The sequence below is a fragment of the Streptomyces sp. NBC_00400 genome (genome assembly GCF_036048035.1).
GTDB lineage: Bacteria > Actinomycetota > Actinomycetes > Streptomycetales > Streptomycetaceae > Streptomyces.
In genome coordinates this window covers 8,168,307-8,182,729 of sequence record NZ_CP107940.1, presented here as the reverse complement: position 1 = coordinate 8,182,729, position 14,423 = coordinate 8,168,307, and the positions used below count along the sequence as shown (strand labels likewise).

The 14,423-nt window shown below is 73.2% G+C and carries 3 protein-coding genes; all 3 read right to left on the bottom strand.

Annotation, left to right across the window (positions count from 1 at the left end; genetic code table 11):
* Nucleotide 1: 1 nt before the first annotated feature.
* The 3 genes from OHS81_RS35925 to OHS81_RS35915 are packed head-to-tail and all read right to left on the bottom strand — an operon-like array spanning nt 2 to nt 14,375.
* Nucleotides 2–3,934 (bottom strand): non-ribosomal peptide synthetase, encoded by a 3,933-nt coding sequence (locus OHS81_RS35925; RefSeq protein ID WP_328390337.1) that lies wholly within the window; start codon nt 3,932–3,934, stop codon nt 2–4.
* Nucleotides 3,931–10,899 carry a non-ribosomal peptide synthetase gene (locus OHS81_RS35920; protein WP_328390335.1) on the bottom strand — a complete coding sequence of 2,323 codons (6,969 nt, stop codon included), beginning with the start codon at nt 10,897–10,899 and terminating at the stop codon, nt 3,931–3,933. The genes OHS81_RS35925 and OHS81_RS35920 overlap by 4 nt, the downstream gene beginning before the upstream one ends.
* Nucleotides 10,896–14,375, bottom strand: coding sequence for a non-ribosomal peptide synthetase (locus OHS81_RS35915; RefSeq protein WP_328390334.1), 3,480 nt, complete (start codon nt 14,373–14,375; stop codon nt 10,896–10,898). The genes OHS81_RS35920 and OHS81_RS35915 overlap by 4 nt, the downstream gene beginning before the upstream one ends.
* Nucleotides 14,376–14,423: the final 48 nt, after the last annotated feature.

The following is a 14,423-nucleotide window of genomic DNA, read 5'->3' as shown; positions in this document are numbered from 1 at the left end:
ACTACCGCGTCATCCGGTCGATCAGGCGGGCGAGTTCGGTAACGTACGGTGGCTCGAACAGGGTTAGGTGGTCTCCTTCCAGGACGTGGTGGGTCAGCCGGGCGGGGGCACAGACACGGGACCAGGAGCGGATCGCGGTGCGCCGGAAGTCCGCATCCTGTTTGTCGGCCTGGACGAGTGCGACCGGGCCGGCGTAACGCGACGGGCGGTAGGCCCGGGCGGCCCACAGATGGGCGCGGTTGGTGCGCCGTCGGAGGTCCAGCCGGAGCAACTCGGCGGCGCTCATGTCCTCCTCCGCCGCTACGTGACCCGGCTTCTCCCGCTCGTCGTCCTCGTCGAACTCCGGGAGCTGTGCGGAGAGGTAGCTCTCGACGAGGAAGACCATCTCCGCGCGCTCACCCTGCAGTTCGAGCAGCCGGGCCATTTCGAAGGCCACCAGCCCGCCCATGGACCAGCCCAGCAGCAGATACGGGCCGGTCGGCGCCACCGCGCGTACGGCCGCCAGATAACTGGCGGCCAGTGCCTCGACGCTCCGGTCCTCGTGGTCGGCACCGTCCGCCGATGTCTGGAGGGCGTACAGCGGGCCGCGCAGCTCGGGGCAGGCGGCGAGATGGCGGAAGCCGGTGGCCTCGCCGCCTGCCGGGTGGACGCAGAACAGAGGGGTGCCCTCGCCCCGGGGCCTCAGTGCCACGATGTCGTCCGGAAGGGCGTGCGGGACGGCGTTGCGCGCCTTGAGCAGCCGGGCCAGGTGCTTCGGCGTGGCCGCCCTTGAGGGCCGCCCCACCTCATGATCCGGCCCCGGCCCCGCCTCCGGTTCTGAGAAGAGCACGGGGACCGGGAGCTCGGCGTGGAACTCCCCGTTGAGCCGTGCGATCAGCCGTACGGCCAGCAGGGAGTGGCCGCCGAGCGTGAAGAAGTCGTCGTCCGCGCCGACGGGGGCGACGCCGAGCAGCTCCTCGAAGACCCGGGCCACGGCGGCCTCCACCAGGTCGGCCGGTGGTGTGCTGGCCCCGCCCGCCGACGAGACTGGGGACCCGGTGCTGCCGGCCTGGACGAGGGATCGCACCGCGGCCTGGTCCACCTTGCCGTTCGATGTGAGGGGTATCGCCTCGGTCCTGGCATATGTGGTCGGCACCAGTTGGGCCGGCAGCCGCTCGGCCAGGTGGGCGTGCAGGGCCTGCGTCGTCGTGGTGTGGACGTCGTCGGCGACGACACAGGCGGCCAGGTGGTCGCCGTACTCCTCGTCCGCGACCAGGACGACGGCGGCGTCCCGCACGCCAGGGTGCCGCAGCAGCGCGGCCCGGATCTCCTCGGGCTCCGCCCGTACCCCGTTGACCTTGATCTGGTCGTCCACCCGCCCCAGGTACCGGATCAGGCCGTCCGGGCCGACGCAGGCGAGGTCGCCCGAGCGGTACAAACGGCGGCCGGGTTCCGGTGAGAAGGGGTGCGGTACGAACCGTTCGGCGGTGGCGGCCGGGGCTCCGAGATATCCGCGGGCGAGGCTTGTGCCGCCGATGTAGATCTCACCCGGCACGCCCACCGGCACGGGGGTGAGGTCCTCGTCCAGGACGAGGACCTCGGCGTGGTCCATGGGCCGGCCGATGGGGACGAGGCCGGGGCCGTCGTGGGCGCCCACCTCGTGCACGCACACGCCGACGGCGGTCTCGGTCGGCCCGTACTCGTTGAAGATCCTCGTCCCCGGGGCGTGTGTCGTCCAGGTGTCGACCGCACTCCTGTCGAGGGCCTCACCGCCGAGGACGAGGGAGCCGGTGGTGCCGGTGAAGTCCCCTGGTTCCACGGACTGGTTGACGACCTTCAGGTGCGACGGGGTCAGCTTGAGCAGGTCCAGGCCGGTCCGGTCGGCCAGGTCCGCGGAGAGGGCGAGGGCGTCCCGCCAGGCGGGGTCGAGGAGGACGGGACGACCTGTGATCAGCGGCAGGAACAGACTCGTCACGGTGAGGTCGAAGCCGATCGAGGAGTGCGCCATCGCTCCGCCCCGGCCGTCCGCGCCGTCGCCCTGGTTGTCGTCCTCTCCGTCGTCGCGAACGGCGCCTGCAGCGACGTACGTTCGAGCGCTCCACAGCAGGTAGTCGCACACAGCCCGGTGCGGCAGCATCACCCCCTTCGGTGTCCCGGAGGATCCGGAAGTGAACATGATGTACGCGAGGTGGTCCGGGCCTGCCTCGCACGACCGTCCGGGTTCGGCTCCCGCGCCCGTACCGGCGGGTGGCAGGTTGCGCAGGTCGACGCACGCGACGCCCTCGGCCGCCACCGCCTCGTCCGGGCGGTCGGTGAGCAGCATGCGGCATCCGGCCCGCTCCAGCAGTTCCCGGGTCCGCAGGGGCGGGAGCAGCGGATCGAGCGGCACATACGTCCCTCCGGCCTTGAGCACGGCCAGCAGGGCGACGACCAGCGCGGCCGAGGGGGCCGCCCGCACCGCCACCGGGGTTTCAACGCGGACGCCCCGGGCGCGCAGCACGCCGCTCCATCGGTCCGCCTGCGTGTCGAGTTCCCGGAAGGTCAGCCGATCGGTTCCGGCCACGACGGCGAGGGCGTCCGGGGACCGTCGGGCCTGCCGCTCGACGAGGCCGTGCAGACACCGGCCGTCCGCCGGCTCCGGGAGGCGGGCCCGCAGCTGGGCGGCGCCGGCCGCGGGAGGCAAGCTCGCCTCGCGCACGGGGGTGGCGGGCGCGGCCAGCAGCTCGGCGAGAAGTATGGCGTACTGGTCGGCGAGCACCCGGACATAGGCGTCGTCGAACTGCTGGCCGTCGTAGTGCCAGGTCGTGCGGCCTTCCGTCGCGCCCAGGGCGCAGGTCAGCCGTAGGGCGTGGGACTCGGTCTCGACGTCGTCCCAGGCCACGGCGAAGGCGACGCCGCCGGCGCACCGTGGTGCCGGGGTGTCCGCGCAGAGGAAGCCGATGTCGCGCCCCGTCTGCTCCGCGGCACCGGATGACGGGGTGTCCTGCTGGGCCTCCTCGGCGTCGGACAGGGCGCGTTCCGCGCGGGCGGCGAGGGCGTCGAGGACCAGACCGGGGTCGATCCGCGCGGGGATCTCCGCCCACTGGGCGAAGTGGCCGAGGACGGTGGCCGTCTCCTCGAACTCCCGGCCGCTGAGCAGCGCGTCGACGGTGATGTCACGCTGTCCGGCGATCCTGGCCAGCAGCGTCTGCCAGCAGGCGAGCAACACAGCCCCCGGCCGCACGCGCCGCCGCCGCGCGTAGTCGTGGACGGCCGTCGTGACGGCGTCCGGCAGGGGCGCGGTGACGGTACGGCGCTCCGGCCGGCCGGAGCCGGGAGGCCGACGCAGCGGCAAGGACAACCATGAGGTGGGTCCGCCCAGTGCATGGTGTGGTGGTTCCTCGCTGAATTCCTGGTGCTGCCACTCGGCGAACTGGCTGTACTGCAGCACCTCGTCGGTGGGCGGTGTGCCCGCGTACCGCTCGGCCAGCTCGTCGACGAGCAGCCTCAGCGTGTGACCGTCTGCGGCCAGGGCGGTAGTGGTGAGCAGCAGCGCGTGGCGGCGGGGGCCGAGGGCGAAGAGGGCGGCCCGCAGCACCGGGTCGTCCGGCCCGCCGTGCGGCTGCTTCCGCCGGGCGCGGGCCTCCTCGTCGATCCTGCGGCGGCGCGCCGTCTCGTCCAGGTGGCCCAGCTCGGCGTGGGACCAGCGTGGGCCCGGACGGTCCGCGTCGTGGACGACGAGCAGCGCGTTGCGGGCGCCCGGCACCCGCCGGTAGACCGAGCGGAGAATCTCGTGCCGGGCCACCGTGTCGTGCAGCGCGGCCGTGAGCCGGTCCGTGTCCAGCTCGCCGTCGACGGTGACGAGCACCTGCGCCCAGGACAGCACGCCGCGTTCTGCGAGCTCCCACAGCCGCCGCTGCCGGAACGACAGCCGGAACCCCTCCACCCGCCGCACCTGCTCCGCCTCCGCCGTCACTGGTACCTCACCATGTCGCCCATGGCGACGAGGAGTTCACGCTCGCCGCGGAAGGGGTTACGGGCATGGGCGGTGAGGATGTTGTCCAGCAGCATCACGTCACCGCGTTCCCAGGGGAAGGAGACCTCCAGCTCCCGGTAGACCCGCAGGATCTCGTGCATCGCCTCGTCGGGTATCTCAGTGCCGTCGCCGAACCGGCAGCTGCGCGGGAGTTCCTCCGGGGCCATGGTGGACAGCAGCGACTCCCGTACCTCCGCGGAGAGGCAGGCGGTGTGCCAGTGCTGTGCTTGGTTGAACCAGGACCACTCGCCGGTGCGCGGATGGCGCAGCACGGCGGGCCGTACGGCGGTGGTGCGCAACCGGTCGCTGTGCCACTCGTAGCGCAGTCCCTGTCGGGCGCAGCGGGCCTCGGCCTCGGCCCGGTCCCCGGTCCGGAAGACGTCCCGCCAGTCGAGGCCGAGTCCGGTGCCGTAGTTGCGGACGTACATGACCCCCTTGGCGGTGAACTCCTCGCGCACCGCCGGGTCCAGCCTTCGGTGGACGGCGCGGCTGTCGACCAGGGGTGTCTCGCCGCCGGAGTCGGCCGGGCGGGCGCAGCAGAACCAGATGCGGGTCGGGCCCTCGTCGTTGAAGGAGTCCTCGTTGTGCCAGAGCAGCTTCTCCTCCGGCGGGAAGAACACCGGCGTGTAGACGTTGCCGCCGAGTGCGGCGCGCGGGTGCTCGCCGTTCTCGCCGAAGAGGTCGTCGACGAACACGGAGGCGAAGCGTTCCAGGGCGTCCGGGTCGGTGACGGCGAAGCCCCGGAACAGCAGGGCGCCGTGTCGTTCCAGATCGGTGTCGAGCCGGGTGCGGTGCGAGCGGGCCCAGGCCACCAGGTCGACGTCTGGGCGGGCCGGGCGCAGCACGAGCGGCAGGTCGGCGCCGTCCCGCAGCGGCTCCCGTACGACCACGTCGTCCGAGGCCACGGCGACCTTGGTGGGCTTGATCCCGCGCAGGGCCCCGGGGCTGCGCCGCCTGGCCCTGCCCGGCGCGGAACGGGCCGTGGGAGCCGTAGTGGGCAGGGGTGCTTCGGCGATCGAGGCGTCCGGTCGGGCGGCCATGTCCGCGACCAGCGCAACGTACTGCTCGCGCAGTTCCTCCATGGTCGACGCGTCGAAGAGGTCGGGGTCGTAGTTGAGGAACCCGGCGACCCCGTCGTCGTCCTCTTCCAGGACGAGGGTGACGTCGAAGCGGCTGGTGTCGATGAGGTCCAGCGTGAACGGGCTCAGCCGCAGGCCGGCCATGGCGTCGGCGGCCCGCCGGTTGTTGTTGAGCACCAGCTTGATCTGGAAAAGCGGGCTCTGGTTGCGGGTGCGGGGCGGGCTGAGGGCCTTGACGACCTCCTCGAACGGCAGGTCCTGGTGCGCGTAGGCGTCCAGCGCCACGTCCTTGGTGCGGCCCAGCAGTTCGCGCCAGGTCGGGGCGCCGGTGAGGTCGGCGCGCAGCACGATCTGGTTGACGAAGAAGCCGATCAGCGGTTCGGTCCTGCTGTCGGAGCGGCCGGCGACGTCCGAGCCCACCACGAGATCGGTCTCCCCGGTCCGCCGGTTCACCACCGCGTACAGGGCGGCGAGCAGCGCCATGAACAGGGTGCTGTCCTCCTCCCGGCACAGCGCGCGCATCCCGTCCGTGGTCGGGGCCGGGATCCGGAAGCGCAGGCTCTCGCCCCGGTTTTCGGGGTACGCCGGGCGCGGCCGGTCCAAGGGCAACCCCGGCAGGTCGAGGATGCCCCTCAGGCGTGCCGTCCAGTGATCCACCAGACGGTCGAAGTGGCCGGCCTCGGCGAGCCGGCGCTGCCAGACCGCGTAGTCCGCGTACTGCACGGGCAGTTCGGGCAGGCGGGGCGCTCGGTGCTCGCGGCCCGCCGTGTACAGCTCGGCCAGTTCGTTCAGCAGGACGGCGGCGGACCAGCCGTCCACCGTCACATGATGGACCGTCAGCAGCAGAACATGGTCCTCCGTGCCCAGCCGGAGCAGCCCGGCCCGCAGTACGGGCCCGGTGGCCAGGTCAAAGGGCTCGGCGTACTGCTCCCTGGCCAGCCGTCGCGCCTCCGGTTCCCGTCGCTCCGGCGGGTAGGAGGTCAGGTCGGTGAGCGGGAGCGCGGGCGGCTCGGCGGGCAGTACGGTCTGGAACGGCTGCCCTTCACGAGCGGTGATCACGGTCCTGAGCACCTCGTGCCGCCGTACGATCTCCGCCACCGCCCGGCGCAGCAGGCCGACTTCGAGTTCGCCCGTCAGCCGGACGAGGACCGGGAAGTTGTACTGGGCGGTGCCCGGGTTCATCTGGTGGAGGAACCACAGGCGTTCCTGGGCGAAGGAGGCCGGTACGGTCCCGTCCCGTTCGGCGGGGGCCAGCGCGGGCAGCACGGGCCGGTTCTTCTCGGTGACCAGGCCGTCGACGAGGGCGGCCAGTGCGCCGAGTGTCGAGGCGTCGAACGGCCCGCGGATCGGCACCTCCACCTCGAACTCCTCCCGCAGCCGGAACACGAGCCGGAAGGTGAGCAGGGAGTGCCCGCCAAGGTCGAAGAAGTCGTCCTCGGCACGGATACCGTCGCGGCCGAGCAGTTCGCTCCAGATGGCGGCCATCCGCCGTTGCGTGGACGTGAGTTCGACCTCCGGCCGCACCCCGTAGCCCCCGGTGTCGTCCTCGTCCTCGGTTGTCAGGGGCAGGTCCGTGAGCGTAGCGCGGTCGACCTTGCCGTTGGCGTTGAGCGGTATCCGGCGCAGCACGACGTAGCGGGCGGGGAGAAGGGGACCGGGCAGGCGTTCGGCGAGCCGGGACTCGATCCCGGGCAGTGCGGCGAGAGCCGCGGGGCGCCACAGCGGTGCGGTGGCGAGCCGGTGCGGCTCCGTGGCGGTGACGACCGGCGGCAGCGCCGTCGGCGGCGTTCCCCGGCGGTACAGCAGCAGGTCGTAGGAGCCGTCGGGCCGTCCCTCGGCCCAGCTCGGTTCGGCTTCGTACCCGTGGCGCCCGGCCAGGCGGCACAGCTCCTCCGGGTCGGCGCCCGGCCGTACCGTGTCCGGCGCCGCGCCGGAGAGCCGGGCCAGCAGCCGCAGGTCCCCCGCCAGCCGGGCGTTGGGGATGCCGCGCAGCATGAGCCGGTCGGGGCGTTCGGCGCCGAGCAGCGCGTCCAGGCCGTCGGCGTCCAGGCCCTCCGCCTGCCAGTCCCGCTCCGGCGGTGACCCGGCCGACCCGACCTCGGGGCCTTCGTCCGCCGTGCGCTCGCCGGTGACGGTGAGCACGACGTCGTAGCGGTACCGGGTCAGTTCGTTGTCGGCCGTTCCCCGCTTCGGCAGAACCTTTACCGATCCGACCCGCGGCCACCGTGCGGTCAGTCCGCCGAAGAACCGGGGGTCTAGGCAGAGTTCGTTCTCGGTCTCCACGCGCCAGGTGGTCTCGGCACGCAGGACGGCGTCGGCCGTGCCCGGCTTCGCACGGTGGGCGGCGACGGAGGCGTGGAAGGCGTCCAGGAGGGCGAGGTTGCGCAGGTCGCCGAGGAACACCCGGCCGCCGACGGGCAGCGCGTCGATCGCCCGCTCCAGGACCGCCAACAGGTAGTCCACGGACGGGAAGTACTGGACCACGGAGTTCAGGATCACGGTGTCGTACGTCTCGCCCGGGCGGATCGCGAGATGGGCGGGGCCGGCCCGCAGCCCGATCCGCTCGGGAGCGACGGTGGTGCCGATCTCACGCCGCAGCCGTTCGACGACCTGCTCGGACAGGTCGACGCCCTGGTAGAAGTCGCAGTCGGGGGCGACCCGGGCGAGGATCAGGCCGGTGCCGCAGCCGATCTCCAGGGCCCGGTTCGGCCGCAGCGCGCGTATGCGGTCGACCGTGGCGTCGAGCCACTCGCGCATCGCGTCCGCCTTGATCGGCTCGCCGGTGTAGCTGCTGTTCCAGCCGGCCAGGTCGAATGACGGGTCGGCGGGGCGCTCCGCGCAGCCGTAGGTGTCCTCGTACAGCGTCTGCCAGCGGCTCACCCAGTCCGTCTCGGCCGCCGCGTCCGACGGTGCGCCGACGTTGGTGTCGGGGCTGACAAAGGCGACCAGCTGCCGGGACTCGGGGGTGGGGCCGTGCGCGATCACGGCGGCCTCCCGGACCGCCGGATCCCGGGCCAGCTCGGCGGCCACTTCCTGCGGTTCGACCCGGTGACCGCGTATCTTCACCTGGTCGTCGAGGCGGCCCAGGTATTCGAGGTCTCCGCCGGCCGTCCGGCGCACCCGGTCACTGGTCCGGTACAGACGTCCGCCTGGCTCGCCGCCGAAAGGGTCGGGGACGAAGCGCTCCGCCGTCAGGCCGGGGCGGTTCCAGTAGCCGTGACAGACGCCCGCCCCGCCGACGTACAGCTCTCCGGGCGCTCCTGGTGGCACCGGGTTCATCGCCTCGTCGAGCACGTACAGCCGCGCGTGGTGCACCGGCCTGCCGATCGGCACGCGGCCGAAGCCGCCGGCCGGGTGCGCGCTGTCGTACGCGGCGCAGGCCACGGCGGTCTCCGTCGGGCCGTACTCGTTGACGATCCGGGGCGCTCCGGCACCCGTGCGCCAGGCCGCGAGCTGCTCCTCGTGCAGCTCCTCGCCGCCGACGACCAGGGTGCGGGTCCACGCCCCGGCACGGGCGGGGGCCGTGGAGCCCTCCAGCATCTTCAGGTGCGAGGGGGTGAGCTTGACGAAGGCGAGGCCGGTGTCCGCCTCGGCCGAGGCGCGCAGGGCCTCGCCGGGTGTGCCGGAGTCGTCGGCGAGGAGCAGGCGCCGGCCGGCCAGCAGCGGGGCGAAGAGGCTCGTCACGGTCAGATCGAAGGAGAGCGAGGAGTGCACGGGGACAGCGCCGTCCGCCCCGGGCGGCAGGTACGTCTCCACCGCCCACAGCAGGTAGTTGGCGACCTGACGGTGGGAGAGCATGGCGCCCTTGGGCCCGCCGGTCGAGCCGGAGGTGTACATCAGGTACATCAGGTCGTCGGGCCCGCCGTCACCTTCCGGCGGGGCCCCGGTCGCCTCCTCGGCCACCCGGTCCGGGTCCACCACGACGGTCGGGATGTCCGGGACGGCAGGGACCGCCGGGTCCCCCGGTCGTGCGTCGGTGACCAGCAGGACGGCCCCGCTGTCGTGCAGCATGTGATCGCGCCGGGCCTTCGGATAGGCCGGGTCGAGCGCCACGTACGCGGCGCCGCTCTTCAGCACGGCGAGCAGCACGACCAGCGCCTCGGGCGTGCGGGGCAGCAGCACCGCGACCACGCGGCCGGGACCGGCGCCGAGGCCACGCAGCCGGTGGGCGAGGCCGTTGGCGCGGCGGTCGAGGTCTTGGAAGGTCAGGTCGGTGCGGCCCGGCGCCGACACGGCCACTGCGTCGGGGGCGGTGCGCGCCCACTCGGCGAAGAGCCGGTCCACGCGCGTGTCCTCGGGGCGGTCGGCAGGCGCGCCATGGCCCTCGCGCAGGACCTGCTCGCTCTCCACGGCCGTCAGCAGCGGCAGCTCACCGATCCGTGTGTCAGGGGTGGCGGCCACGGCGTCGAGCAGGACACCCAGCGATCGGGCGAGCCGTTCACCGGTCGCCGTGTCGAACAGGTCCGTGGCGTGGATGAGCCGGCCCTCCAGTCCGGTGTCGGTCTCCCAGACGTTCAGGTCGAGGTCGAAGCGGGCGGCGTCGTGGTCCAGGTGGTCCAGTGGAATGAGACCGATCCCGCCCGGCAGGGTGCGAACCGGACGCGGTGGCGTGTTGTGCAGGGTGAAGTTGACCTGGTAGATCGGGTTCCTGCCGGGGCTGCGCTCCGGGTGCAGCCGCCGGGCGACCAGGTCGAGGGACACGTCCTGGTTCTCGTACGCCTCCAGGCACGTCGTACGGACCTCGGCGAGGAAGTCCTCGAAGGACGCCTCCGGTGCGACCCGCGAGCGCAGCGGGACCGAGTTGGCGAAGAAGCCGACCAGATCGTGGAAGCCGCGGTAGCGCCGGTTGGCGACGGGGGTGCCGACCACCACGTCGTCGTGGCCGCCGTACCGGGCGAGCACGATCTGGAACGCCGCGAGCAGCACCATGAACAGGGTGCTGCCGGTGCGCGCGGAGACCTTCCGCAACACGTCGGTCACAGGCGCGGGAACGGTGAACACCGTGGACTCGGCGCGCCCCTCGGGGCGCTCGGGCCGGGGGCGGTCGGCGGGCAGCGGCATCGGGTCCGGGGCACCGGCCAGCCGGCGTTCCCAGTAGTCCAACTGGCTGGCGGCCTCGGCACCTTCGGCCCACTCGTGCTGCCAGCGGGCGTACTCGGCGTACTGCACCGTGTGGGCGGGCGGTTCGGGCGCCTGCCCGTCCAGGCGCGCCCCGTACGCGGTGCCCAGATCGCTCAGGAGGACGCCCAGCGACCAGCCGTCGACGACCGCGTGGTGGAAGGTGAGCACCAGGACCGCGTCGTCGGCGGCGAGGCGGAGCAGCCGGAACCGCATCAGCGGTCCCTCGGCCAGGTCGAACCGCTCCTCGGCGTCCGCCCGCGCGAGTCGCTCGGCCTCCGCCTGCCGGTCGTGCCCGGGCAGCGCGGACAGGTCGACGACGGGCAGCGCGCGATGCCGGTGCGGCAGGACCCGCTGCACGGTACGGCCGTCCCGGACCGGAAGGACCGTGCGCAGGACGGCATGGTGGCGCAGCAGGTCGTTGAGGGCGGCTTCGAGGGCGGTGTCGTCCAGCGGTCCGGTGAGGCGGTGCACGACGGGGCTGTGGTAGGCCGGGCTGTCCGGATCCAGCCCGGACAGGAACGCCATCCGGCGCTGGGTGAAGGACGCGGGAGCCTCCCCGTCGTCGTCCAGGGCGGGCAGCCCGGTCGGGGCGCCCTGCTCCCACAGACGCTGGCGCAGCAGGGCCCTCTGCCCGGCGGGGAGGCGTTCGATCCTGCCCCGCAGATCCGCGTCGATCGCGTCGGCCGTCTTCGTGGTGTGTGTCATGCGGATCCCCCCGCTCGTCCCTCGGCGCGCCGGGACTCGGCGAGCCGCTCCAGTTCGGCCACCAGGCCGTCGAGTTGTTCCGAGCCGTCGTCCGGTCGCGCGGACACTGGTACGGCCGCCGCCTCGTCGGCGGCCCGCTCGACCTCGACGGCGAGGCCGGCCAGGGTCGGCACGTCGAACAGAGTGCGCAACGGCAGGGCAACCCCGAGTCGTTCGCGGACCGAGGTGCGCACCACCGAGGCCAGCAGCGAGTGACCGCCGATGAGGAAGAAGCTGTCGTGCACCCCGAAGGACCGCACGCGCAGGGCATCCGCCCAGATCTCCCACAGGGCACGCTCCGTCGCCGTCCTCGGCGGTACGGTGTCGCCGTCCGGCGGGTCGCCCGCGCCCTCGGCGATGCCGGGCAGCGCCCGTCCGTCGATCTTCCCGCTGGGCGTCGTGGGCAGCTCGTCGAGCATGACGACATGGCCGGGCACCATGTGCGACGGCAGCCGGTCCCGCAGCCCGCCCAGCAGCTCCGGCGGGGACGGCCGGCGCCCCGGCCCGGGGACGACGTAGGCGACGAGCCGCCGGTCCCCGGCGACGTCGACCGCCCGCACGACGCATTCGCGCACGTCGTCGCGGTCCAGCAGCGCCGCCTCGACCTCCCCCGGCTCGATGCGGTAGCCACGGATCTTCACCTGCTGGTCGGCCCGGCCGAGGAAGTCCAACGCCCCGTCCGGGAGCCTTCGCACCAGGTCTCCGGTGCGGTACATCAGCGCCCCTGGCCCGGAGGCGAACGGATCCGGCAGGAAGCGCTCCGCGGTGTGGCCCGGGCGACCCAGGTAACCCCGGGCGACCCCCAGCCCACCGACGTACAACTCGCCGGTCACCCCGATCGGCACGGGGCACAGCTCCTGGTCCAGCACGTGCAGCGTGGTGTTGGTGAGGGCGGAGCCGATGGGCACGCTCGGGGTGTCCTCGGGCAGCCGGTCCACCAGGTGGGTCGTGGAGAACGTCGCGTTCTCGCTCGGGCCGTACCCGTTGTGCAGGTGCTCGGGCGGCGCGCCGCCGCGCAGCACCGCGCGTGTGCGACGGGGGTCCATCACCTCTCCGACGACGAACAGGTGGCGCAGCCCGCCGAAGGCCCTCGGGTCGATGTCGGCCACCCGGTTGAAGAGGGTGCCGGTGAGGGCGACGATCGTCGGCCGCAGCTCACGCAGTGCGGCCAGCACCTCGTCGGGTCCGAGGGGTTCGTCGCCGGGCAGCACGTCCACGCGGGCGCCGTTGCACAGCGCCCCCCACACCTCGAAGGCGGTGATGTCGAAGGCCGGGTCGCCAAGGTGCAGGAGGACGTCGCCGGGGCCGATGGACACGTAGTCGGTCGCGGTGATCAGCCGCACGACGGCCCGATGGGGTATCCCGACAGCCTTGGGCCGCCCGGTCGACCCGGAGGTGTGCACCACCGCGGCCAGCCCGACGGGGCAATGCCTGACGTGCTCCGGGCCAGCTGCCACAGGCCTGTCGTGTGCCGGCCCGGCTGCCAAGGGCCCCTGCCGCTGCGGGCCGGTGGCGAGGGCCTGGGCGGGTGCGGGCTCAGGAGCAGCAGGAGTGTCGGGTTCCCGGTCGGCTGGCGCAGGCCCCTGCCGCTGCGGGGCGGACGTATCGGCGCTGTCGTGTTCCGCGTCGGTGAGTCGCAGTACGGGTACGCCCAGGCCGTGCAGCCAGGCGGGGGTTTCGGCGCGGCTGAGGACGGCCGAGATCTCAGCGTCGTCGGCCATGAACCGCAGTCGTTCCTCGGGGTGGCCGGGGTCGAGGACGAGGGGGGCGCCGCCGGCCAGGAGCACGCCGAGCATGCCCGTGACCAGGTCGGCGGAGCGTCGCATGTGCAGGGCGACGACGGAGTCCGGGGTGACGCCAGCCGCGATCAGGGTCCGTCCGACACGGTCGGCCCGCCCCCGCAGCCGCGCGTACGTCCAGGTTCCGGTGCGGTCGGTGAGGGCCAGAGCTTGCGGGGTGCGTTCCGCCCACGCGAGGAACAGGCCGTCCACGGTGGCCGGTTCGGGCAGGGGACGGTCGGTGGCGTTCCAGGCGTCGACCCGGGCCCGGTCCTCGGGCGACAGCACCGGAATTTCCCCGATCCGCCGGTCGGGGGTCTCGGCGAGGGCGGTGAGCAGTGTGCGGAAGGCGGTCGCCATGCGGTCGGCCGACTCCGGCACCCACAGGTCGGACGCGAGGCGCAACTCGGCCCCGAGGTCGCCCCGCCCGTCGTCATCAGTCACCGTGCACTGCAGGTCGTAGGGGACAGTCGCGTCGTCCAGGGTGAGTTCAGACGTGGTGAGCCCCGCCGCGGTGAAGCCCGTACGCCGCGCCCCCGTCACGACGAAGACCGCCTGGCAGAGCGGGTGTCGGCTCAAGTCCCGCTCCTGATCGAAGAGTTGAACGAGCCGTCCGAAGGCGACGTCGGCGTGCCGCTCCGCCTCATCCCGGGTGCGTGCGACGCGACGCACCGCTTCCCGTAAGGAGGGACGGCCCGTCAGATCGACCCGCAACAGGAGCAGATCCTCGTAAGGCCCGAACGCTGTCCTCGCGGACGCCGGCGGACGGCGGTCCATGGGGGTGCCGAACACCACGTCGTGCCGACCCGTCCAGCGCGCCAGCAGTACGGCGAAGGCGACCGCCGGCACCGTCGACGCCGGTACGCCTTCCTCGCGGGCGAGCCGTCGCAGGGCCTCGGCGTGCCGGGCGTCGAGGAGCAGCTCTCGGCCCGTCGCCCGGCGGGTCGGTGTCCTCGGCCGGGTCCGGTCGAGCGGCAGATCGAGCGGCGGGAGATCCGCCAACCGCCGCTTCCAGTACGGCAGCCCCTCGTCCCGGGTTTCCCGCTCCAGGACCGCCCGGTCCAGGGTCGGCCGGTCCGCGTGCGAGAGCGGGAGCTGCGCCAGGCCCTCGCTCAATGCCGCGTAACGGCAGGCCAGTTCATGCTCCAGCACAGTGAGCGAGGCCCGGTCGGCGACGATGCGGTGCGCTGTGAGCAGCAGCACGTGCCGCTCCTCGGTGGTGCGCACCAGGGTGGCGCGCAGCGCGGGCCCGCGGTCGAGGGCGAAGGGCCGGGCGCTCTCCTCGGCGAGTACACCGCGCAGCTCCGCCTCGGGCACGGATCCGCCCCGGGCGTCCGTCCCCGGCGCGGATCCTCCCTTGAGGTCCAGTCGCCGCAGCGGCACCTCGGCCGTCGCACGGACGGTGCGGCGCGGCCCGTCCCCGCGATCGTCGAAGGTACTGCGGAGCAGCTCGTGGCGGGAGACACAGTCCCGCAGGGCGGACGCCAGTCGACCGGCGTCCAGCGGGCCCTCGATGAGAGTGGCGGCGGACACATGGTGGACCGGGGCAGCGACGGCGATCTGCTCCAGGTACCAAAGTCTTTTCTGGCCGTGGGAGAGCGGCAGCCGGGGCGCCCCCGCCGAGCGGGGCGTCGGTCGTTTTTCCAGGTCGTCGTGCACGATGGCCTTCCCTGGTTCGCGGTACGGCGGGTGCGGTGACGGACCGGG

Excerpts from the sequence above, each read along its gene's own strand:
- OHS81_RS35920 (WP_328390335.1), bottom strand. The coding sequence starts at position 10,899 with ATGACACACACCACGAAGACGGCCGACGCGATCGACGCGGATCTGCGG.